Source organism: Methanothermobacter tenebrarum, assembly GCF_003264935.1.
GTDB lineage: Archaea > Methanobacteriota > Methanobacteria > Methanobacteriales > DSM-23052 > Methanothermobacter_A > Methanothermobacter_A tenebrarum_A.
The window spans coordinates 131899-154019 of the sequence record NZ_QLOE01000004.1 but is presented as its reverse complement, the minus strand read 5'-3'; the positions used below and the strand labels follow the sequence as shown (position 1 = coordinate 154019).

General features: G+C 37.1%; 23 protein-coding genes and 2 pseudogenes. 17 read left to right on the top strand and 8 right to left on the bottom strand.

Features of this window, described 5'->3' with window-relative positions:
* Positions 1-438 precede the first annotated feature (438 nt).
* Together DPC56_RS08210 and DPC56_RS04755 are read left to right on the top strand one after the other, a co-directional pair.
* Complete coding sequence (locus tag DPC56_RS08210; RefSeq protein ID WP_181454393.1) at positions 439-597, top strand: zinc-ribbon domain-containing protein; 159 nt, start codon at positions 439-441, stop codon at positions 595-597.
* A 75-nt stretch (positions 598-672) separates the two neighbouring features.
* Positions 673-1056 carry a hypothetical protein gene (locus DPC56_RS04755; protein ID WP_220084813.1) on the top strand — a complete coding sequence of 128 codons (384 nt, stop codon included), beginning with the start codon at positions 673-675 and terminating at the stop codon, positions 1054-1056.
* Positions 1057-1138: 82 nt separating this feature from the next.
* Here DPC56_RS04755 and DPC56_RS04750 read toward each other — a convergent pair whose 3' ends face one another.
* Positions 1139-1513 (bottom strand): hypothetical protein, encoded by a 375-nt coding sequence (locus DPC56_RS04750; protein WP_112093920.1) that lies wholly within the window; start codon positions 1511-1513, stop codon positions 1139-1141.
* A gap of 340 nt (positions 1514-1853) precedes the next feature.
* Between DPC56_RS04750 and DPC56_RS08205 the strand changes: the two genes are divergently transcribed.
* Both DPC56_RS08205 and DPC56_RS08465 read left to right on the top strand, forming a co-directional pair.
* Entirely contained in the window at positions 1854-2054 is a 201-nt protein-coding gene (locus DPC56_RS08205; protein ID WP_181454391.1) for a hypothetical protein, read from the top strand.
* 392 nt (positions 2055-2446) lie between these two features.
* Positions 2447-2581 carry a hypothetical protein gene (locus DPC56_RS08465; RefSeq protein WP_281267920.1) on the top strand — a complete coding sequence of 45 codons (135 nt, stop codon included), beginning with the start codon at positions 2447-2449 and terminating at the stop codon, positions 2579-2581.
* 38 nt (positions 2582-2619) lie between these two features.
* Here the strand turns inward: DPC56_RS08465 and DPC56_RS08200 are convergent, their stop codons facing one another.
* The 5 genes from DPC56_RS08200 to DPC56_RS04725 all read right to left on the bottom strand — a co-directional run bounded on the left by DPC56_RS08200 (position 2620) and on the right by DPC56_RS04725 (position 6257).
* Positions 2620-2781, bottom strand: coding sequence for a hypothetical protein (locus tag DPC56_RS08200; protein ID WP_181454390.1), 162 nt, complete (start codon positions 2779-2781; stop codon positions 2620-2622).
* 100 nt (positions 2782-2881) lie between these two features.
* Positions 2882-3502, bottom strand: coding sequence for a zinc-ribbon domain-containing protein (locus tag DPC56_RS04740; RefSeq protein WP_112093918.1), 621 nt, complete (start codon positions 3500-3502; stop codon positions 2882-2884).
* A 13-nt stretch (positions 3503-3515) separates the two neighbouring features.
* Positions 3516-4061: a zinc ribbon domain-containing protein gene (locus tag DPC56_RS04735; protein WP_112093917.1), complete on the bottom strand. Its 546-nt coding sequence runs from the start codon at positions 4059-4061 to the stop codon at positions 3516-3518.
* 663 nt (positions 4062-4724) lie between these two features.
* Positions 4725-5126: a hypothetical protein gene (locus tag DPC56_RS04730; protein WP_112093916.1), complete on the bottom strand. Its 402-nt coding sequence runs from the start codon at positions 5124-5126 to the stop codon at positions 4725-4727.
* A 321-nt stretch (positions 5127-5447) separates the two neighbouring features.
* Positions 5448-6257 carry a DUF4429 domain-containing protein gene (locus DPC56_RS04725; RefSeq protein ID WP_112093915.1) on the bottom strand — a complete coding sequence of 270 codons (810 nt, stop codon included), beginning with the start codon at positions 6255-6257 and terminating at the stop codon, positions 5448-5450.
* A 441-nt stretch (positions 6258-6698) separates the two neighbouring features.
* Here DPC56_RS04725 and DPC56_RS04720 point away from each other — a divergent pair, with 441 nt between their 5' ends.
* The 10 genes and pseudogenes from DPC56_RS04720 to DPC56_RS04675 all read left to right on the top strand — a co-directional run bounded on the left by DPC56_RS04720 (position 6699) and on the right by DPC56_RS04675 (position 17656).
* Positions 6699-8495 carry a HEAT repeat domain-containing protein gene (locus tag DPC56_RS04720; RefSeq protein WP_112093914.1) on the top strand — a complete coding sequence of 599 codons (1797 nt, stop codon included), beginning with the start codon at positions 6699-6701 and terminating at the stop codon, positions 8493-8495.
* Positions 8496-8630: 135 nt separating this feature from the next.
* Positions 8631-8786 (top strand): annotated as a pseudogene (locus DPC56_RS08535) (hypothetical protein); the annotation flags it as partial.
* A gap of 20 nt (positions 8787-8806) precedes the next feature.
* Positions 8807-8860, top strand: a pseudogene (locus tag DPC56_RS08530) (hypothetical protein); the annotation flags it as partial.
* Between the two features lie 6 nt (positions 8861-8866).
* Positions 8867-9148 (top strand): tetratricopeptide repeat protein, encoded by a 282-nt coding sequence (locus tag DPC56_RS04710; protein ID WP_394339525.1) that lies wholly within the window; start codon positions 8867-8869, stop codon positions 9146-9148.
* Positions 9149-10043: 895 nt separating this feature from the next.
* Positions 10044-12176: an McrB family protein gene (locus tag DPC56_RS04695; RefSeq protein ID WP_245923879.1), complete on the top strand. Its 2133-nt coding sequence runs from the start codon at positions 10044-10046 to the stop codon at positions 12174-12176.
* A 19-nt stretch (positions 12177-12195) separates the two neighbouring features.
* Positions 12196-13977 carry a DUF2357 domain-containing protein gene (locus DPC56_RS04690; protein ID WP_112093909.1) on the top strand — a complete coding sequence of 594 codons (1782 nt, stop codon included), beginning with the start codon at positions 12196-12198 and terminating at the stop codon, positions 13975-13977.
* Positions 13978-14144: 167 nt separating this feature from the next.
* Positions 14145-14468, top strand: a complete 324-nt coding sequence (locus tag DPC56_RS04685; RefSeq protein WP_112093908.1) for a zinc ribbon domain-containing protein — start codon at positions 14145-14147, stop codon at positions 14466-14468.
* Between the two features lie 124 nt (positions 14469-14592).
* Positions 14593-15021: a hypothetical protein gene (locus DPC56_RS04680; protein ID WP_146737611.1), complete on the top strand. Its 429-nt coding sequence runs from the start codon at positions 14593-14595 to the stop codon at positions 15019-15021.
* Between the two features lie 533 nt (positions 15022-15554).
* Positions 15555-15713 carry a hypothetical protein gene (locus tag DPC56_RS08190; RefSeq protein ID WP_181454388.1) on the top strand — a complete coding sequence of 53 codons (159 nt, stop codon included), beginning with the start codon at positions 15555-15557 and terminating at the stop codon, positions 15711-15713.
* An 857-nt stretch (positions 15714-16570) separates the two neighbouring features.
* Positions 16571-17656 (top strand): pseudomurein-binding repeat-containing protein, encoded by a 1086-nt coding sequence (locus DPC56_RS04675; protein ID WP_112093906.1) that lies wholly within the window; start codon positions 16571-16573, stop codon positions 17654-17656.
* Between the two features lie 115 nt (positions 17657-17771).
* Here DPC56_RS04675 and DPC56_RS08335 read toward each other — a convergent pair whose 3' ends face one another.
* Entirely contained in the window at positions 17772-18272 is a 501-nt protein-coding gene (locus tag DPC56_RS08335; protein ID WP_394339524.1) for a PsbP-related protein, read from the bottom strand.
* Positions 18273-18786: 514 nt separating this feature from the next.
* Positions 18787-19212: a hypothetical protein gene (locus tag DPC56_RS04670; RefSeq protein ID WP_112093905.1), complete on the bottom strand. Its 426-nt coding sequence runs from the start codon at positions 19210-19212 to the stop codon at positions 18787-18789.
* A 215-nt stretch (positions 19213-19427) separates the two neighbouring features.
* On the opposite strand from DPC56_RS04670, the gene DPC56_RS04665 reads away from it, so the two are divergent.
* The 3 genes from DPC56_RS04665 to DPC56_RS04655 all read left to right on the top strand — a co-directional run bounded on the left by DPC56_RS04665 (position 19428) and on the right by DPC56_RS04655 (position 22001).
* Positions 19428-20459: a CapA family protein gene (locus DPC56_RS04665; RefSeq protein WP_281267921.1), complete on the top strand. Its 1032-nt coding sequence runs from the start codon at positions 19428-19430 to the stop codon at positions 20457-20459.
* A gap of 93 nt (positions 20460-20552) precedes the next feature.
* Complete coding sequence (locus tag DPC56_RS04660; protein WP_146737609.1) at positions 20553-21122, top strand: hypothetical protein; 570 nt, start codon at positions 20553-20555, stop codon at positions 21120-21122.
* Positions 21123-21314: 192 nt separating this feature from the next.
* The gene (locus DPC56_RS04655; protein WP_112093902.1) at positions 21315-22001 is read left to right on the top strand and encodes a hypothetical protein; all 687 of its coding nucleotides are present in this window, start codon (positions 21315-21317) and stop codon (positions 21999-22001) included.
* Positions 22002-22121: the final 120 nt, after the last annotated feature.

Genomic DNA, 22121 nt, shown 5'->3' with positions numbered 1-22121 from the left:
TGTGGATTTCGTCTGTAAACTTGAATTCTATATATTTAGGGTAATTGAAAGAGTTAGGGAGGAGTAGAATCTTCTTCTTTTTTTCAAACCTGGTTTAAGGCCTCCTTACAAAAACATTGTTTTTTTTTTCACAACCTTTTGTACGGGTTTAGTATGGGACTATGCGCTACACCCTGGGAGATCAGTTCTTCACTCTCAAGGATTTTATAGTGTCTTTCGCCACATTTTTACACTCGGTGTCAAAGTCACATTGAATTTCGAGGACTCTGCCATCCTTTTCGAAAACATAAATAGTCTGGTCTACTTGATCTGACCAAAATTCAGTATATTGCACATCTCCAAGAATTCCTTCATCTGTTATACGATAACCAGCAAAACCCAGTATATCTCGTTTAAGATCTTCTAATGATTATAAAAGAATCTATAGCCTCTGAAAGGTTGAAAATTTGCCCAAACTGTGGAATTAAAAACCTTGAAGCTGCAAGATTTTGCATAGAATGCAACCAGCAAATAGACAAAACAACACACGAAAAACTACAAGGAGCCCCCAAAGAAAAAATAAATGCGAAACGAATAATTACTCCATTTACCGAATAACCGAAACCATCAGGGTTTTATTTTTTTATTACATCATCCATTCTCATATTCCAATTTTATCCAGTAAACGCCCTGATGATAATTCTACTAGCACTATTAAACGACGCGCCCATCATGACAATCGCCTACGATAATGTAAAATATTCAAATAAACCAGAAAAATGGAATCTGAAAACCATATTAAGCATAGCCACATTCCTTGGAATTTTAGGCGTTATAGAATCCTTTTTCGTGCTTTATTTAGGGATTAGAATATTACAATTATCCCTCCCAGTCCTCCAATCCTTCATATATCTCAAACTCTCTGTCGCCGGCCATTTAACAGTGTTCATGGCAAGGACAAGAGGCCATTTCTGGGAGATCAGACCAGCACCACAACTTTTCATCGCCCATTGTAGCTACTCAACTTATTGCAACCTTGATCACAGTTTATGCCACCTGCCATGGGCTGGCTTTTAGCAGGCATAATTTGGGCCGAAGCTTTAACAGCATTTTTCATAATAGATGCCATAAAAGCCCGTAATGATGTTCTTTAGACATGTTATGTGAATACGTTTTCTGTGTATTCTGCAAAGTCCCTGCCACAAGAATTACAATGGTAATAATAATACCAGTAGTCTCCTACTGGTCCTGTCCCGGTCTGATAGGTGTCAGTGGAGCCGCAGAAGGGACATATTGGGTGTGCTTCACCTACATGAATTAGATACCCTGATGGGAATGTCACAAGATCCTCTTTATCCTGGTTAGTATTGTTTAGATTACTTGTAGTTTTGTTAGGGTTATTCGTGATTGTTGTATTTTTTGTGGTTTTGGATGGGAGGATTGGTTTTTCTTGGAGGAGTGGTCCTGTGGTGAATCCTAGGGCTGTTGCTAGGACAAAACAGGCTACAAAAAGGGCTTTTGTTGTTTTGTCCATAAATTCACCTTTTATTTTTTTGTCAAGAGATGAATTTTAGGCGGCGCATCCCCAAACCTTATAAAACAATATTTTCCTGTAACAGTCCACACTTATTATTTACATTATTTGTAAGATTTCGATCAAAGTTAAATCTTGCCTTACCAGAATGTTTAGACACTAAATTTCGATTTGTAATGAATGATATACCTTTCCAGGATTTAATATTTAGTGGGTTGATTTTTCGGGGTGTGAGAGTAAATTTCGATTTGTAACAGGAATGTATCCCCAGGTTTAGCCTGGGAGACTAAAAGTTATATATTAGGTTTACATATGGTACCATCTAAGCCTCTCTAATTTGATGATGCTCTTTTGGAGGGAGTTTGTGTTAGGTGCAGGTAAAGTAATTGCAGGATTAGTTTTACTTGCCATTATCGCATATGGATTATATACTATTTCGAATCCTGGTACAACCACATTTTCAGGAGACTATATTTCCTTCGAATACCAAAAAGACTTGAATGTCACAATCCACGATGTTGATCTTGCTGAAAGTTCTTGAATCTGTTGTGCTTAAGGATAAGGAAGGAAAACACATGGTAAGTTTTTTTTTCTAAGAATGTTCCATTAGAGGATGTTGAATATAATGTTTCTTCTTGGACTCTTGGTGTAGCAGATAAGGGGAACCTTGGTGATGTGGAGTATACTCAATATTATTTAGATGAACCCCCTTTATATCTATGTCTTTGTGAAGGGTGGCAGGGTCTTTTTAGTCACGTGTAATCTCCTTTCCGATGGGGTTGCAGATGATAATTATAAAATCGTTAAAAATAAAGAAGTGAACTTTTTTAGAAATTTAGGCAGATGGGGGCAATGTTTTCGTCCCTATTCCTACCTTTTGATGAAGTTCCCCCCTAAGCGTTCCCATAACAAGCTAGACCACCTGATATTTGCATGAAGCTATGTGAAGTTGAAAAACTACAAAAAAACAGGGACATATTACAGATCATCCTGGAACTGACCAAGAGAAAAGCAATAGAAGCACCATTATTCTTCCCCCGCCTATTCCAATTTTTTTCTTGGTCATAATCTCCTTTAATGAGTTCTATCTCTGCTTCTATCCTCAGTCATTTCATCATAGTATTTCTTCTTTGGATCTCTACTTCTTCTCCTTCTTTAGTTGGTTCGAGGAGTCTGTGATATTTCAGGCCCTGTAGGGTTGATTTCATCCATCCTGATAGTATCTTTCCTTTCCTCGGATCCCGGACACGCGCGATGACAACCATCATCGGCTAGAAAAGGATAATATACCCCAATGGATTTTTTAAAATCCTCTATCCCAGTAGTTAGAAGGTTATCATCCTTCTATGACATTACTACAACCCCATTTTAAAAATTTATTGTCTCTGGTAGTTCTCCCGTGGTATTGTAATATGTTAAGATTTTCGTATAGATCCTCAAAGCCGTTTCAGGGGATAAATCAGGGACTCCAGGTGTTGTGATGCCGATAAAGTTAGGTGCACTTGCATAGTTGTCCATCCAATTATAGGTTCTCTGGGCCATGTCAAGATATTCGGCTTTTGTAAGCATTCCAGATTCGACATATCCATAGGGGTTGTTTGGGGGGGTGAATTCTCTTATAGGGATGTTGCCAGTTTCACCATTATGTATCATTACAATGGCTCTTGAGAATATATAGAGACATTGCCATTTATCGAGTGTGACGCCTTTATATGTGACTGAATCGAAGTTGTATCCTGATCTTTCTATTTCAGCAGCAAGACTTGGGACCTCTGATAGTGGGAATCCTTCCTCGATATTTACTGGAACATCTTCTCTGATCTGTGATTTTGATATGATCCCAGCGGCCACTCCTATTATGCCTACGAGTATCAGGGCGACGACTAATATGATAATGTTCTTGTCCGCGCCCTCTTGGAATCTATTACCACATTTTACGCAATACTTTGCGTCAAGGTCGTTCTCGTATCCGCATTTGTCACATTTCAACACTAAACCCCTCTCATAGGAGTCTCTTTATGCAAGATCCGAGGGATCCTCCAACAGCCCCGCTGGATAGGGTGCCTAACACGAATATTATCCCATTAACAATTAAACCTGGAAATTCAGGGTTTCCAGCCTCTGTAGCCGCTGATAGCCCCCATATTGTTTTAATCGCGTTTACAATGAATGTTAGGGATAATAGTGCCAATCCAAAGAGGAATCCGAAGATAATTAATATGCTCAGGCCAAGGAATAGACCGTTGATAAAGCCATCCATGGTATCTGAACGTCCTAATCCCGCGACTAGTCCGCCGGCAAATCCGACAATTATAAAAATGAGAATTACTAAAGGAATCCAAGTAAATTCTGTTACTGTGATGCCGGCGGCAAGTAAGAATAGAGAGGACAATATCAGGACAAGAACAGAAACTATTAAACCGGTGAATAAGCTTGCAATGTTTATCTTATCATCTAATGCCTCGAAGAATCCCCTAAATCTTCTACCACACTCTTTGCAGAATTCTGCATCTTCTTCATTTTCACATCCGCAACTTGGACACTTCATATTAAACCACCAAAGGTATTAAATGTTGAATTTCTGAGGGTTATTATATTCAAGTGCCAATGGTAATGTTTCTTTTACGAGATCATCTTCTGTCACTGGTTCTCTGAAGATGGATATTTAATAACACAGCTAATAGTATCTAGATCCTATCAATCTCCCGGTCATTCCTTCATCTACTCATCCCTCCAAATTAATTCATTATTTGTTTGTTTATTTTTTTATCATTTATTTTTCTATTGTAATATTTGGTTTCTATTCGATCATAAATTCTAATTGGTGGTAGAATATCATCTCCGGATCTTATACCGAATAAATAGGCTAGTATTTCTTGGATAATTTGACCAATAACGTTCCTGAAATTTTAGGAGAATATAAGTGACTTTCTTTGAACGGGAAGAAAGAGGATGTAAAGGTTTTCTCATCACCCCCACCAATTAGTCTTTATACTGTCTAATGGGTTAAAATCAGGCCAAAATGGGATTGAAATAAAGGGCTGGTAAAATTACCTACCAACTCGAAAAGGTGGGGTGTGGAAAACCCAACTGTGAAAAATGTCCATATGGTCTATACTGGTATGGATACAAAAGGGTGGGCGGCAAACTTGTAAGTTTCTATGTCGGCAAAGAACTCCCCAAAAGAAACAAAAAAAGGAAGATAAGAGGATCATCCAAGGGCTCTGACGATTTCGCCAGTATAAGGATCTACAGTAGCTCCTCCGATAGCACCATATTCTGGATGCTTTGAATCATATACTGTCACTTGATAATACCTTCCATCATAGTATACGTCATAGTAGCAGTTCTCAGTACCATAGGCTGAAACAATGTCAATAGCCTCTTCTGGTGAGATCATACCACTAGAACCACCAGAACTTTTGGTCGGGTTGGTTTTGTTAGCATTATTTACATTACTTGTAGTTTTGTTAGGATTACTCGTGATTGTTGTATTTTTTGTGGTTTTGGATGGGAGGATTGGTTTTTCTTGGAGTAGGAGTCCTGTGGTGAATCCTAGGGCTCCGACTAAAACAAGGCAGACTATGAAAAGGGCTTTTGTTGTTTTGTCCATAAATTCACCTTTATTTTTTTGTCAAGAGATGAATTTTAAGCGGCTTTGTGGAAACCAATTCATGGAGGAAAAATATAATTAGCATTTTGAATTATCATCTTTCTAATATATAATAGTTACATAAGATATCCTCTACAAAACTCTAAATCAAAAAAATGATGTCTTATTTACATTTTTGACATGAAATGAGACTTTTAGTTTTTATTTGATTTTTTCTTGTTATTTGTTTGTCTTAGAAGGTGTTCAACTCGAAACTTTAGAAAGTGTTTTGGCTGGAGGGTTCTTGTTGTCCGATTTGGATGTCTTTCAAGAAGTCTAGGTTCATTTTAACAGTTCTCTTTTTATTTTTTCGAACTCTTCCTTTGTTATCGCGCCGATATCCAATAATTCCTTGGCTTTTTTGATTTCATCGACTACACTTACAGTGGCCGTCCCAGTGGAAATTTTAGTTTTTAATTCTTCTATTTTTTCTTTTATTTTTAATGCGATTTTGTAGTCATTTTTTTGGGCGAAAGTCACTGTGTTTTCATCTATTCTTGCTTTGAACGCTCCACTAGTTTTTTCTATACCTCCTGGTAAGGTTAGTTGGATGTATCCAACTGTAATTCCTGGTTTTTTCACTTCAACACCGGTAATATCTTGTAAGTATATCGTTTTATCTCCTGCAGTAAAAGTTCCATAAAATAATTTTGCTCCAAAACCTAGGCGTTTAATCTCGACCCTATTTTCATATAATTTAAGTTTACCATTCAAACCATTTAAAACATAAATTGGAGGCTCTCTTATTTCGCCCAATTCAAGTATCTCTTCAACTTCATCCAAATACCTCGAACTAATGCGATATCCCTTTATTTTACCATTATACTTAAAACTCAAGTGTGAGGATGTCCTTCCAACTTCAATGTTTTCCATCTTTCCCCGCTCGTACACTTTCACTTTCCCAGTTCTTTTACCAGACCACAAACTTCTCTTATACACTATCAGAGTATTTGGAGTTACTTCAATATCATGCCCGCCACTATCCCCTTCAAAGTATGCAATAGTCTCTTTTAAATCTTTGCCACACTTCATACAAAAATTAGCATCTTCTGAATTCTCGAACTCACATTTAGGGCAGGTTTTCCCAAACATAAAAGAACCCCACACACAATTACATCTTTTTATTTTTGAATGACTTCAAAATATCTTTTTTGTCATGCCAATCTTAACATTTGTATTTTGCCATGAAAATTGTGTTACATAAGATTTTTTCAGAGAGGGCCTTGTCAAAATGTTGACCTCAGACACCAAATTTCGATTTGTAATGGGAATGTACCCCCCACATTTTAATACATACTGTTTTTCATGAAAGTGGTGGTTTGATTTCTGTTAGTGTGTGCGTCTGTAAACTGAATTCTAGGCCATGGTATGTGAACTTGTTTTGTAGTTGGGATATTTTTGAAAATCATTTATATAAATTAGTGTATTAAAATTTTTCTTTTTTGGAATAAAGTTTAATAAAAATTTTAAATTGGATATTAAGCGCGTAGTTTTTATATTATTGTGATTGCTTATCTATGATTTGGGGTCTGTATGAGATCAGGTGCCCATAAAAGAATTGCCGCATATATAGGGCATATCTGCGGTCTTGATACCCAGGAGATGAAGAGGGGTAGTATATACCCTGATAAGGTGGCCACAAGTTTGTATCGTTCTAACAATCCTTATAGGATAGATCTTGGTTATCCACACCATAAAGATACCGTAAAAAGATTGAGAAATCTAATATTGCAGTTGAGAAAGGACAGAATAAAAGGAAGAATTGATCCTTTTTATTTAGGCGTCTTAACCCATTTTATAGCGGACAAGTGGTGTTATCCCTCTGATAGAGGAGATCTCCATCAAGAATTTGAAAAACGGCTAGAAGATGTTAAAATTGACTCGAAATGGGCTCATGTAGGTATAATGGACGCCAGCATCCTTGATACCATACCATACAATTACCCTTTCCGGGATGGGAGGGAACCTTCAGAGTCCGAGGCTATGAAGGGAGCTTTTCAGGAATCTCTTACCGCCGTGAAATCAATAATAAGTGACATTTATCCACCACAAGAATATTATGATTATTATATCGAATCAAAGAAATCAATCAAGGAAAACAGTACATTATATTGGCTTTTAACTTACCTACACCCACTCTTTTTATTAACATTCATCTTACAAATTGATATTTTAGCTGAAAACGATCCCGTCAAAAGGTATATTAAGATAAAAGAGAGAAGCGCCATTACAAATCTTTTCCTAGGCATCTTCGGATGCATTATCGCCCTGGGCTCCCCAATCTTCTGGCTTTCCATACTACCACTAATAGGATACTTCATAGCACAGAAAATCAAAATCAACGACAAATTAATAAAAAACATCGACTGGTACACTTGGAACTATCCCACAACACACACTATAAAATACACTTGGAACTATCCCACAACACACACTATAAAATACACTTGGAACTATCCCACAACACACACTATAAAAGAATCCATAGCCTCCGAAAGGTTGAAAATTTGCCCAAAATGCGGATATAAAAACTTGGAAGATGCTATCTTCTGCCAAAATTGCGGGACTAAATTAAAATCACAAAGAACATGCCCAGAATGCGGAACACCCAACACACAGAATGCCAAATTCTGCCAAAATTGTGGCAAGAAACTCGAAATAAACAGAAAAGAAATCAAAGTAAGTAACGAAAATACCAATTTAAAAACCCGCCAAGCACTTAAAACACTCACTAACTCCCTAAAAGATAAAGACTGGCGTGTCCGCTTTAGAGCAGCCTGGGCCCTTGGAGAGTTAAATGATCCCCGAGCATTTGAACCACTTATCGAAGCACTGAAGGATAAAAACGAGAAGGTCCGCAAGGCAGCATTCGCAGCCCTTGAGAACCTTGAGAAGATAAATCCGGAATGGAGAGATACAGAGGAGGCAAAAAGGGCAGTTACCAAGAACATTGAAGCACTGAAGGATGAAGAAGGGCTTGTCCGCGGGTCAGCAGCCCAGGCCCTTAGAATGTTAAAGGATCCTCGAGCAGTTGAACCCCTCATCGAAACACTGAAGGATAAAAACTTGAGTGTCCGCTTTGCAGCAGCCGCAGCCCTTGGGGAGTTAGGGGATCCTCGAGCGGTTGAGCTTCTTATTGAAGCACTGAAGGATAAGGACTTGCGTGTCCGCTTTGAAGCAGCCTTAGCCCTTGGAGTGTCAGAGGATCCCCGAGCAGTTGGACCACTTATCGAAGCAGCACTGAAGGATGAAGAAGGGCTTGTCCGAGCGGCAGCAGCTTGGGCCCTTCGGAGGATGGATCCTGAAGGGAAAGTTTTTAAATTTATTTAAAAGGGATTTGAAGGTGATATGACTGAATAGGAAGAATGCGGTTATTGACAATTTTTAGTGTAGGGATAGTATCAGCCCTAGAAAACATGATGATATACAAATAATAGATCTCGAAAGCAAGGTTATGGAGCTGAAATGGAAGTCACGGATTTTGATCCGGCTATCAAATACTGCAACAAAGCGATATATCTAGACCCCGAGAATGCGATGCATGGTCAACCAGGAAGCATACTCTCTTCCATCGGAAAAAATGAAGAAGCACTTAAATGTATTGACAAAGCTTTAAAAATTGACCCAGATAACGGCGAAATATGGGCCAGCAAGGAATGGTATTCGCATTTAACGGAAACTTCGAAGAAGCCTGGGAATGTATCAATAAAGCCATGGAATTAGATCCAGAAAATAGTAATATATGGTTATCTAAAGCAACCGTTTATTACAAACTTGGAAACTACCAAGAAGCTATTAAATGCTGCGACAAGACCATAGAACTATCAGATCGCGATGAAGATGTAGCCTCTGCATTATATTATAAAGGGGTTGTATTGGCGGATACTGGAGCATCCGAAGAAGCTATCAAATGTTTCGAAAAAGTTTTAGAAATCATACCCCCAGATCCATTCGCCCAAGAGAAAATATTAAAGGGAGATTAAAAAGATCCAAGATGGGCTCAAAAAGAAGAGTCAGAAAAATTATTACCTTGAAATTTAGTGAGCTTGGTGATAGTTTGGAAAAAAGCTTACATCACCTGGTTGAGAAGTTTTTGGTTGGAGATAAGGCTTGTTTTCCCGAATATGTTAGAAGTGAGCTTTCAATTGAAAAGTTTAGGGTGAATGTTTTTTGGAGTTTCTAAAAAAAGGAAAAATGATAAGATCATTTATCTTTTGAGGGTAAAAGGAATTTTCCAATTTTGCTATGAATACTTAAAATCATCCAGGAGATTGTGTAGGATTTTATAGAGGCATATGAAAGTCTATTTTCAAACAAAGAGATTTTTTCAACGTGTCTAGTCTTGCAAGGATTACAAATTCTAAAGCTGGGTTGCTGTCTCCTATTTTAATCAAATGGTGTTTCACTCAAAATGCGAGATCTTCGTCTGATAAATTTATTGCGTTTATATGTTCGTCTTTAAAATTTCACTACATACAACAACATCTGCTTTTATACCAGCCATGTATGTTATGGGTTGTCCTAGATGGGGTGTGATCGGTAGTTCCAAACTGATTTTTAATTGCAATTTTCCTTTCAGTTCTAGGTTCTATTGCTAGGATATCTCTATGAGTTCCTATTGGAACTTCAGTTTCTGCATCTGTGAGTTCTATGCCAATCACATCTCCTAAGAGCTCAATATTTTCTTGTAAACCAGGGTGTGAAATCTTCATCTTCTTTTGGAAAAAACTTTCTCAGAGGTATTTCGCTTATTTGGCGAAAATATTTTTTTATTTCCCATATTCACCTACTATACATACAAATTGCACTTTAACCCCCTAAAAAATAGAAGGTTGTTAAAATTTTTCAATTTAATATAGGTATTGATTATATATTATTATGGTGATTGGTGTGAAGAATAATTATCCTCAACTCAGCGTATTATCAGATGAGGATGAAATAAAAGAAGCCCAGGAAAGGTTATTCAGTATTTTGACAAGTAGAGCAGATAAGACAGTTCATGGCGGGGCAGGTTTTCAGGGCGGCGTTAAGAAGGGAAAAATTTATTGGATTTCAGATCTCAAGATTTGGTATATGTATCGATTCATTGAAGGAAGTCGCCATTGGAATGGTTTTGGGACAGAAGAACCAGAAGAAGGAAAAAATCATACAATGATCTGTCAGATAAATTCACCACCTAAAGGTATAATACGCATTATTGGCGGGGCATTCGCTAAAGACCCATCAGGAAATTATTATTTGATACATAGGGGGAATATTGGTGGAAACTATAATAAAAAAATGTTTATGGAAAATTATAGAGGTAAGTGGACAACTGTAATTGATGGTGATCGTGAAACAGATGTTGTGGTAATAGGTCGCCTTGATGATTCACTCCCAGAAAAAGTAAGAGATTTTGTATATGAGGTTCAAAGAATAAAAACTGTAACCTCATTAAAGTTTAAAGACATGATCAGAGAAGTCTTAGATGAGTATTTATCCGCAAAGAAAGAAGATTTTGCGAATCATCCTATGGCTCAATTACTACGCCGCAAAATACCACAAGAAATAAATAGAATACTAGAAAGTGAAAGTTATATTATAAAAGGATCTGCTGGACAAGGAACCTGGGCTAAAATACCATGGATTGTCATAATGGACCATGAAATAACAGAAAATCCCAAAAACGGTTATTATATTGCATATCTTTTCAAGGAGAACATGGAAGGTGTCTATCTCACACTCATGCAAGGAGTTGAAAATGTTAAAAATGAATATGGTAAAGATGCTAGCAAGATTTTAAGAGATTGCGCATCGAAAATCAGAGCTCAAATTGAGTGTGAAGATTGCCTAAAGGAAATATCACTCACCGAAGATGCAGGTCATCCATATGAAGATGCGATCATCTATGCTACATATTATCCAAGGGATGATCTTCCTGAAAATGATAGACTTGTCTCCGACCTTAAAAAGTTTTCGAAAATTTATAAAGAGCTTAAATCTCTGCCTATTGGTTCCTTTTATGATTTCATCGAATCTAAGGGTTTTTATTTTGAGCCCGAGATTGTTGAGGATTTCCTTCTTTCAATTAAAGTTAAACCTTTTGTTATTTTGACTGGTAATAGCGGGACTGGTAAGACTAAACTTGCTCAGTTGTATGGTGAATACATATCCGATGGTGAGAAAAGATACCTTATGGTTCCAGTGGGTGCTAATTGGACCGAAAAGAGGCATATTTTCGGTTACTTGAATATAATGACTGGGGAGTATCAGAGCACTCCTGCACTTGATTTTATAATGAAAGCAAGAGGAGATCCTGATAATCCTTATCTTTTGATTTTGGATGAGATGAATTTGTCGCATGTGGAACGTTACTTCTCTGATTTCCTATCAGCCATTGAAAGTGGCGAACCAATACCATTACATGATAATCCAGAATGTGACTTCCCACAAGAAATAGAAATACCCGAAAATCTTATTGTTGTAGGGACAGTGAACGTTGATGAAACAACCTACATGTTCTCGCCTAAGGTCCTTGACCGTGCAAACACAATAGAATTCGAAACAACAAACCCCAAAAAGTACCTCACCAATCAACCAAAACAAGAACTCAAGGGCAACCTAAAATTTCTAGAAAATCCATTAAACCACAACATAGAAACTGCTAAGATAAAAGAGGACCTCAACCCAATCCTGGATCAGATTACAGATGAACTCGAATTCTTCTACAAAGAACTTAAAGGATCAGGTTTCGATTTCGGATTCCGCGTAGTCAACGAAATATTATCATTCATGCATGCAGCATGGATCTACCAAGGAAAACCAAAAGAATGGGACAAATGGGAACGTTATTTTGACGCTCAAATCAAACAGAAGATCCTGCCAAAAATACATGGCCCAGAAAGACTACTAAGAGACACACTACAAAAACTCAAAAAACACTGCAGGGGAAAGTTCCCAAATTCTGAGAAAAAATTAGAGGAAATGGAAGAAACCCTAAAAGTCCAAAGATACGTATCATTCATAAGATAACACCGCAGAGGACCATAAAATGGACCAAGAGCTCCGAATAAAGTTTCATGGAGGAACCCTAAGAATAAAAGCAGGCGAAAAAGATTACATAAAAGATTCGCCGAAAAAATTTCAGACACATAACCAGTCTGATAAGATAGTTAAGGTAAATGGTTATGAGGTTAGGTTGATTAATGTGCCAGAGGTTGAAAGACCCGGCCTTGAACCCATAGAATATTGTCCCTATTTTGAAAATCTCAACGAGATCATGCTACTAGAAAATATAAAATACCACGTTTTATTTGAAAGTGAAGAAGACAAATTTGAACTTCTCCCATTTATAGTGTCCTCTGGGAAGTCTACATTCGAAAAATTAAATTTTGAACTTGGAGATAATATTGTTGCAGGATTCCTAGATTTCAAAAGTTATGTGGGTAAAACGTTTCTTGATATCAAGACAAGTCTGGGTAGAGAATCTATACCAGTTGAGGTGAGGTCAAGGAAAATCAGTTACTATGATGACTATCCTAGGATGCTAGCTGACTTATCAGATGAGATATCATCACTCATACTTGAAGCAGATTCACCCACATTCCAAAGTTTTGTAGTTGACAGCTCCAAAGCAAAAACGTTCTATGAAGATTTCATCATCTTAGAGTATATTTTCAGGCCCGAGAATCTTCCTTCGGCCGCTGAGTATATTAATAGGAATTTTTATACTAGGCTTAAACGTGAGGTTGATTTTGTGCCTGTGGCGCTGGCATCAAATATAGATATTGGGGAACTTCCAAGAACAGTATCAGAGCCTACAGGTATCAGTGCAGAGGGTGAAATTAGGAATTTGCCCCAGGTTTGTTTGGAGGAGACTCCTGACACCTCTGAGAATCGCTTTTATAAATATTTTCTTGAATCACTTGAAGATCTCATTTTAAAGCTCCTTGAAGACTCGCCAGAGGGTTATATAAGAGATTCTTTGAAATTTTTTTTGGATGAGGTGGATTATCAGCTTTCATTTGATTGGTTAAAGGATGTGGGTGCTGTTGAGTATCTTCCTCTTAATTCGCAGGTTTTACAGAAACGTGATGGTTACCGAGACATCCTAAGATACTTTTTTATCCTGGAGCTTTCGTTGCGTTTCGCATGGAAGGAGTTCGAAGAAAGTTTTAGGGGTTTTGAGAAAAGGCTCAGTGAATTATACGAATACTGGTGCTATTTCAAACTTATAAGGATATTGGAAGATATCACAGGAGAGCGTGTAAATCCACTTGATGTTTTTAAAATTGGTAAATGGAGGGTTAAAATTAGACGTGGTTATGAATCCATGCTCAAATTCGCATTAAAAATGCCAACAGACACTATTATCATTAAGTTATCTTATAATCGGAAGTTTGCGGGTGAAACAAGATGCAGATCCTATTCCCTACCTTTCATACCAGATTATTCTATTCTCGTCGACATTGATGAATGCACCTATTTCATACACTTTGACGCCAAATACCGATCAAAAATAACAAGAAACTTTTATAACGACTCCGAAATTAAAGAAAGAGACTTGGAAGAAGAATATAAAAGAAAATACGAAGCCGGTGACATTTACAAAATGCACACCTACAAGGACGCCATATTACACAGCATCGGCGCCTACATACTCTACCCCGGCAACCAAAAAATAGTTTTCAAGGAAGACATAAACGAAATACCATCCATCGGAGCATTCCCACTAAATCCCAACAACAGAAAAAATGAAGAAAAACTCAAAAAATTCATCAAAACCATTATAATGGAGACTGTAGGGATCCGCAAAGAAGTGATTCCACAGTAGATGGCATTTTTCTCTTTTTATCCACTATCCCCTTGACTTTTTTGATCCCCGAAATTTACCCTAAAGTGTTACCTTTCTACTGTTTTCAAATCCAGCTGTAAAATTGTACAATAAGATATATATTACAAGCATGATTATAAAGAAATTAAAGGCAAAGAGGGATTAGGATGAGCACTAAATATTGTTCGAATTGTGGGGCTGAAATAGATGAAAAGGCCGAAATATGTCCTAAATGTGGTGTGAGACAATCAGGATACACAGCGAAAAATCCAGGGCTCGCAGCGGTATTATCAGCGCTCTGGGTTGGTCTAGGCCAAATCTATAATGGTGAAATAGCTAAAGGGATCCTCTTGATGATCGTATATGCTATATCAGTGCTTTTGATTTTCTTAATTATAGGTTTTGTCACGACACCAATACTTTGGATATATGGAATATATGATGCATATAACACAGCTAAAAAGATCAATAGTGGAGAAAAAGTAGTTTAAGGGCGCATAAACACTCCTTTCTTTTTTCCAGGTGGTTCTTTTATGAATGATACGTATGGAGACCCCTAATTTGAAGTATATGGAATTAACTCTTCTATTTTGGTTTCCTTTAAGTTGTATGGTAATGATTTTTTTTGTAGTGTCATTTTCTGGTTGTATAGACACAGGGACAAATGGGGATATGACAAATGGTATGGATAAGGATATAAATGTAACAGAATCTGAATTTAACCCAGATGCGACTAGACTAGAAGCATATTGGAATACTTCAGATGTCATAAAGACTAGCATAATAAAAATAGAGGTTGTTTCAGATCCGAATGCAACTGTTACAATAAACGGAGAAGTTGTAAATCTCAATCCAGATGGCAGTTTCAATTATGAGGTACCTGTTGAGGCTCCAATGGAAATTGAAATCAGAGCAGAAGCCCCTGGTAAAGAACCAAGCACTATAACCATTATCATAGAAAAAATTACTAGCAATTCTCTAAAGGCAACAATCAACTGTACAGGTGCCTCGAACATATTTGACTCTTCACTTCCAAAGGTTTGAAGTTAAAACAGCCTTTCATTAAGGTCATATAACATGGGAAAATTGGGGGGTGAGCTTTTTGGAATAGTCTCCTTTCTTTCTCAAATAAGCTTTGGGCTGCCATTGCCGCATGGATGAAAATATTCAATTAAATGCTGTGAACCTTTGCAACAAGGTTGCATATTCAACCCAAGCTTTTTTTTTCTCCCAATTTTTTGGCCTCATGTTCTGTGCAATTTTGCGCTTTCAAGTTTCTTTCAGTCCCACAAACCTTAAGGGTGGTAAAAAATTTTTCCAACTTCTAATCTTGCACTCCATGTAAAAATCGGCATCCGTTGAGGGGAGTTTACAAGTCCCAAAGGATATTATCTCTTTAGTTACGGATATGAAGGGATAACAGCTTCCGCGGAAGAAATTTAGGAGAGTTATTAAGGAAGGGATGATATCATTTGATAACATTTTCAGGGAAACTTTTTCACCCCAAGTAAAAGATTGGATGGGGCTAAAAAATTAAATATCACATTATTTTATATAATATTTGAGGGTGGAGTAATATGGAGTTAGAGGAACTTGTTAAAAAAGTTAAACTTGTCGATCTTAAAAAAGCGGCGAAAGAAAGGAATATAAAACTTGGAAGATGCCCCACAAAGTTAAGCATAGCCAAAAAACTCCCCAAGGAAGTTCTCGAAGAACTTGCCTCCAAATCCGACTAAATTAAACTGGTCATCCCGATGAAGATGGGGGGATTATAAGGAAAATCTCCCCCCATATCAGGATAGTCTACCGGTTTTTAAACGGATAGATTTTAGAAAATCGTACCCCTAAGTTGAAACCTTAGTTGAAGATAGTATGTCAAGCAAACAGAACAATAAAACAATGGACTCTTGGTTATTAATGACACCCTAAATGATCCTATATAGAAAACGATGATGAGCCCAATAATTGAAATAATAGAAGCAGTACACTCCATCCTATACAATGTAATCTACAAAAACATCCATAGAGTACTCATTTCGCAAAATACCAGATCCATTCCATGGTGCATAAGTAATCATTATTAAATGTGGGGGCTCCCCCCTTGTAATATTTAGAACCCTTCATAAACTCAAGTGGAAGCTTCCCCCCATTCGTGTTTTTATCTACAAGTACTACAGTAGGGGGATTAAAATTTATTTTAATGGACGATAGACTTCTTCATAGGAGCAATTAAGAGTCACTCAAGTATTTAAAATCATGAGCAATTATAGTGGTAGACTGGAATTATGTGGTTTATACTTTTAAAATTTGGCTAAGGTAATCTATGATCTTTAAATTATCTTTATCGGTCTTATAATTTTTTAAATGCATATTGAGTACCTGATATCCCTACTTTTTTATAATAGAGTTTTGATATCCTTGCTTTGATGGATGAATAGATGGTTAGATCAGTGTTAAACTATCTATAAAGGTTCTTTTAGGAAAATGATAATCCAAACCACCCCCATTATCAAAAATCGCCACGAAGAGAACCTATCCCAAAAATATTATATAATGGACTTTTCAGCGCCCTTTAAATCCTAAAAAAGGTTTTATGGTCGTTTTTTTCCCAGAAAAAAACCAAAACATTTATATACTATATCCATGCGACTATGTACTCATACAAAAAAATAACAGTCCTATATTAATAGGATATGGAGGCGGTAAAATTAAGCGAAAATGGATATTCCCAATGCTATTACTCCTTGGTATAGCATTGGTTTTAAATGTCAGCGACGTTTCCGCTGCAACCAGTAACAATTCGACCACATTAGATTCACAGGTAACGTCGCAAGTAAGTTCTCAGATAACCTACACGCCAAATGAGGTGAATGATGCGGCAACTAAAGTGAAGAACTTTTGTGACGCCAACCATAAATTACCAAATTATGTGACTATTAAAAATGAACAAGTTACAATGCCCCAATTTCTATACCTTCTAACTACAGATGTTGTGCAGACCAGTCAAGGTTCAGCAGCAGCAATCCCACTTAAAGATGTGCAAGCACCTTTAAACTCTAATGGGACAACAAGAGGTGGAACTTTAACAAAAAAGGAATACACTAACTTGGCATTAAATATAAAAAGTATCGTAGATTCAACTGGCAGAGCACCAGGTAACGTCAGCACATCAATAGGACAAATAAAATACGAAACACTAATCTACATCTTCTCCAAGATCATGGACTTCCAAAAAACCAACAAAAGACTACCAAACTACGTAACAGTACCAAGTACTATTAGCGGCAATGGAGGAAATGGAACCACAACCTTCGGGAATGGCCAATTAAACGGGTTACAGGGGATCGAAGGTCTACAAATCCTAGCAAAATATATCAATAAAAACTTGAACCACCAGTATGGAGCAGCCACCACAGCAGAAGGAGTTGAAAGAACTGGGCTTGGAGACTGTTGGGGCCTATCCGCTTGGACGGCAAAAGTATTACACGACAATGGATACACTGTCAGAATAGTGCAAGGAGCATCAGTAGAAGCAAGTAATCACCGATGGGTACAAGTATCAATAAATGGCAAATGGATAAACTTTGACCCATCTCTAGTTACCAGAAAATACGGGAGTAAACCATATTACACCACTTGTGCGAGTGTAAGTCAAATCATCGCAACATATTACGCCTAAAAAAGAGAAATAATCATGGGGTATCCATAGGAGGGCATTATAATCCCTCCATAAAATTTTATTTTAAAGATTCTTTTCTGTATTCACACAAGTTTAATATCCCCTTGGAAATGGTTCATTTTAACAATTTAAAGCTGTTTATCACTAATTTGAATTTAGGTAGTGTCTCATTATACTCACTGAGTGGCGTGACGCATCCTATTCTATAATACTCGGATCCTGGGACGGCCTCAATGTGCACAGTTAAAGCCTGATATTGTATCCCGTCAGCATACCATGTTTTAATAAGCTCCACAGCCCGCATACCATTTATTGTAATGTTTCGCTCTGAAACTTCAGTTTGCCCAATCTCCGCAATATCTCTTCTATATCGACTGAGTTGCTCATCAAGAGATCTTACATTTAACTTTTTGATGTAAAAATAGGTTTTAATATCAGCTTCAGTGCGATTGTCACTAGGATCATAAAAAGCTACGATGGGATCTGGAGGGTACCCCCACCTACTGGGACTATGAAGGTCCTTTATAGGTTTCCAATCCGCAGGATATCTAAAAGTGATCCCATTATCGGCATATGTCCTGTAAGGGATTGCCGGAGTAGTATTATTAGAAACGATATTATGCGAATTTGGATGAACATGAAATAAACTTGGAAATATAAAGGCAATTATGAAAACTATAACTGTTGAGATAAAAATCTTCTTAAATTTCCCGATTTTAGGCTTGACTTATATTAAACCCTCCACAGATTATGTTGTTTCAATTTCTTGATTTCCAATATGCAAGCATTTTAACCCAAAAAAAACTTTATATTATTTTCCCCTTTTAACATATAAAATTTTTTGATGAACCAGTTTACCACTTGTGATGTGGAGTTTCCTATTTTGTGGAACAAACCCCCCCATTGTAACCATTCAACAATGGGGCCTCTGAATCCTTTTTAACCAAATGAAAGCCCGTTCCTATGCTTGGTGGTTTCTCTTAGCAACTAAATCATGAAGAAGATAATTCATCCTAACCTGGGATTATGTGAACGGGAATTTGTGGACAAAAAAATAAAGTGTTTGGGATTTTATAGTTGCCCTTTGGGATGTTGGTAATGCTTTGAGAATAAATAAATTTTGTGTAAATTTATAATATGCCATCGAGTATTCCCATTACTATTGCAATGGCTCTTTCTTCATTTTTATCAACCCCATTTGAAGATTCAGCGACTTTTATCGCCATCTTTAATAATACTTTCTTGAAATTTTGAGCCTCAGAATGTTTCACTCTCCCTAACAAATCTGAGACTATTTTAAGGCCTTCTAAGGGGTTCTTTTTTAGTAAATTTCTGAATTCAAGGTTGTTATTCATTACAGTGGCAACATGATCCTTGAAAACTTCATAAGTAAATCCATTGGAATATTCTATCACATTCTTTGATTGATTTAACACTTCTTCTAATTCTCTTTCATCAATTCTACCATCAGCTATGGCCACGATTTCAAAAACCCAAATGGGAGCTGCTTGTAGAGTTAACCATTCTCTTTCATTGAACCGATCTTTAAATACCAACTGTAAAACACCCCCTTATAAAATAATATTATATTACAAAATATTATTTATCTCATACATATACTTTTTTGCATCTCCAAAAAAAAGGATAATAAATGATCGGGGATGGATACTCCCAGTTATAAAAATCTATAAATTAGGATTTTAGGGGGGTGTTCACCCTATTCAATTTCTTTGAATAAAGGTTTATATTGAACATTGTAAAACATGAAATTATGAGAAAAAACATAATCATAGTGTTTGTTGTCCTTTTAATCATTGCCTTGTCATATTTTAATGTCACAAATCCAAAGGATAAGGTGTCTGAGCCGGAAAAACCTATTAACATCACTTTTACTGGGGATGTGATGCTAGGGAGAAATGTTAACGCAGTTTTATATGATGATCCGCAACCATTCAAGAATGTGATCAACTTAACCAATGGGGCCGATCTAACCGTGATAAACCTAGAATCGCCCATCACTACATCAACAAACCAAAGAGATAAACTGATAACATTCAAAGCAGATCCACAGTTTACAAAATTACTCAAAGACGCTGGAGTTGACGTCGCATGCCTCGCAAACAATCATCTCATGGACTACGGGGAAGAAGGCCTCAATGACACCATAAAAAACTTGGAGGCAAGTGGTATAATGTATGTGGGCGCAGGCCCTAATATAACAGAAGCCTACAAACCCCTCATAATAGACGTGAAAGGAAAAAAGATAGCTATCATACAAGCATCAGAATTCGCAGATGAACATTATATGCCACCCACAACCAAAAACAGGCCGGGTTTCGCTCCAATATCATGGGATCATATAAAATCTGCCATAGATAATGCTAAAAAGGCCGGGGCCGATTATATTATCTGTGAGTTCCATTATGGGAATGAATACCGTCACACTCCAAATGAGCTACAAAAGAACATATCACATAAATGTATTGATGAAGGCGCATTCATGGTAATTGGACATCATCCCCACGTCTCAGGTAGTATAGAAGAATATAAAGGCCATCTAATCTTTTATAGTCTTGGAAATTGCGTGTTTGACATGCAAAACCCTGAGACGAAAAGATCTATGATAATAATTGTAACGATTAAAGGTAACAGTTCTATCGTCCATATTTATCCTATAAATATCATAGGCTATTATCCTTATCTGATGGATGTGGAGAATGCCAACACATTCCTAGAAGAGCTCGAATCATATTCAAATGTGAAAATCCAAATCAAGGATGGTATAGGGATAATAAAAACTTAAAAACTGTGATCTTATCTGTAGGGGGGTTCTAATTTTGTCATCAAATCAAAAAAAAAACTAAAATATAAAGAACTGACCCTGAATGTCCTTATATTGATTGACATAATTGCTATAACCTATATATCATTTTATCCGAGTAGTCCAGTATTAATATATTCCATTAACATTTTCGACTTTTTGCTCTGTGTAATATTGTTCATAGAATTTCTCTATAATATTAGAATGGAAAAGGATAAATGGGTTTTTATCAAAGAGAACTGGACTGATATACTAGCATTCATACCCATTTATTACTTTAGGATTTTCAGGTTTACAAGGCTTATCAGACTATTACGCCTCCTGAAAATTTTAGCACTCTTTCGAAAGTATCTCAAGGGCTTGTTCAAATTCCTCCTTGAAACACATATGGACCAGGCGATTGGGATACTCTTATTCGCCATGTTCTGCGGCACACTCCTATTCTACAGCACAGAATGGGGTGTTAATCCATCTCTCAAGAGCCTTGCAGATTCCCTCTGGCACGCCATAACAACTACAATGGCGGGAGAAGTTATAATAGCCCCCATAACATTCTATGGTAAACTTATAACAATTCTTTTAATGTTTGTAGGGATAACCTTCTTCTGGGTTTTTAACAGCATCACTAGCATCATGGTTTGTTAAAAACCCAGAAGAAGAAAAAGAACTACAAGATAGAATAAAATTCATAGAAAAAAAGATAGACAAACTTCAAAATGAAATCAGAGAATTAAAAGAAATCATGAAAAAATATTAATCCCCCCACGACTTCAACCGTTAATTTTATAGGTTGAGTAGGTCAAGCTTATAGTAAAAAAATCTTCCCCGGGATCGGAAATGACAAAAACTACTTACATTATCATAGGATTAATAGCCATATTCGGAGTCTACCTTTACATCGCAACCATCACAGGCCCATTCGAACCCGTTGGACGCCTTGGACTAGTTAAACTCGCAAACCCTGACATGGCGGCTGGGCATCCGCAATCAAAAGTCGCTGCCAACTACGCCAAAAAGAAAGGATCCAAATGCGTCGTCGTAGTACACTACGCCGGAGACGCTTCCTACTCCCACTACCAAGAAGGAGATATTACAATAATAAACTTCGCGTTCATCGACCCAAAAGGCCTCAGAACAGACATCGACTGGAATGAAGTCATACAAACATTCATATTCGGGATACCCGACGATAAGTATCGCTACAGGGTAGACGGTTATGAATTTGACACATTAGACGAGGCACTAGCATATGTCCAGAACCTAGCCAAAGAAAATGGCCAAGAAGGCCCAATACCATTATACTTCCATGGCACAGTCCGTCAAGGCAACATATTCATCAACCCAGGCTGCGGCTTCCCATTATATGTACAACTAGTATGGAAACAATATGGCAGACTCGGCGCATACTATTACATAGCACGGGGCCTTATAGAACCCTACCTCAGCAATCCATATGCAGTTTATGAAATGCTACACGCTTCAGACCTCCAAAGACTCTACAATGAAGGATATCTAAACTACTAAAACTGCTATTGAACCTTAAGCATGAAAAAAATATACGTAACTTAGGATGATTTCAATTCTCCGCAAAAAGAAAAATATAAAAATTTTTTACACTTTCAATTATCCCGGATAGTAAAATAT

What these genes read in the sequence shown, in the direction of transcription:
- DPC56_RS04665 (WP_281267921.1), top strand. Translation starts at nt 19,428, where the DNA reads ATGAGAAAAAACATAATCATAGTGTTTGTTGTCCTTTTAATCATTGCC.
- DPC56_RS04725 (WP_112093915.1), bottom strand. Translation starts at nt 6,257, where the DNA reads ATGTTTGGGAAAACCTGCCCTAAATGTGAGTTCGAGAATTCAGAAGAT.
- DPC56_RS08200 (WP_181454390.1), bottom strand. Translation starts at nt 2,781, where the DNA reads ATGATGGTTGTCATCGCGCGTGTCCGGGATCCGAGGAAAGGAAAGATA.
- DPC56_RS04750 (WP_112093920.1), bottom strand. Translation starts at nt 1,513, where the DNA reads ATGGACAAAACAACAAAAGCCCTTTTTGTAGCCTGTTTTGTCCTAGCA.
- DPC56_RS04695 (WP_245923879.1), top strand. Translation starts at nt 10,044, where the DNA reads ATGGTGATTGGTGTGAAGAATAATTATCCTCAACTCAGCGTATTATCA.
- DPC56_RS08190 (WP_181454388.1), top strand. Translation starts at nt 15,555, where the DNA reads ATGGAGTTAGAGGAACTTGTTAAAAAAGTTAAACTTGTCGATCTTAAA.
- DPC56_RS04655 (WP_112093902.1), top strand. Translation starts at nt 21,315, where the DNA reads ATGACAAAAACTACTTACATTATCATAGGATTAATAGCCATATTCGGA.
- DPC56_RS08205 (WP_181454391.1), top strand. Translation starts at nt 1,854, where the DNA reads ATGATGCTCTTTTGGAGGGAGTTTGTGTTAGGTGCAGGTAAAGTAATT.
- DPC56_RS04680 (WP_146737611.1), top strand. Translation starts at nt 14,593, where the DNA reads ATGATTTTTTTTGTAGTGTCATTTTCTGGTTGTATAGACACAGGGACA.
- DPC56_RS04735 (WP_112093917.1), bottom strand. Translation starts at nt 4,061, where the DNA reads ATGAAGTGTCCAAGTTGCGGATGTGAAAATGAAGAAGATGCAGAATTC.
- DPC56_RS04690 (WP_112093909.1), top strand. Translation starts at nt 12,196, where the DNA reads ATGGACCAAGAGCTCCGAATAAAGTTTCATGGAGGAACCCTAAGAATA.
- DPC56_RS04730 (WP_112093916.1), bottom strand. Translation starts at nt 5,126, where the DNA reads ATGGACAAAACAACAAAAGCCCTTTTCATAGTCTGCCTTGTTTTAGTC.
- DPC56_RS04675 (WP_112093906.1), top strand. Translation starts at nt 16,571, where the DNA reads ATGGTCGTTTTTTTCCCAGAAAAAAACCAAAACATTTATATACTATAT.
- DPC56_RS04720 (WP_112093914.1), top strand. Translation starts at nt 6,699, where the DNA reads ATGAGATCAGGTGCCCATAAAAGAATTGCCGCATATATAGGGCATATC.
- DPC56_RS04755 (WP_220084813.1), top strand. Translation starts at nt 673, where the DNA reads ATGATAATTCTACTAGCACTATTAAACGACGCGCCCATCATGACAATC.
- DPC56_RS04685 (WP_112093908.1), top strand. Translation starts at nt 14,145, where the DNA reads ATGAGCACTAAATATTGTTCGAATTGTGGGGCTGAAATAGATGAAAAG.
- DPC56_RS08465 (WP_281267920.1), top strand. Translation starts at nt 2,447, where the DNA reads ATGAAGCTATGTGAAGTTGAAAAACTACAAAAAAACAGGGACATATTA.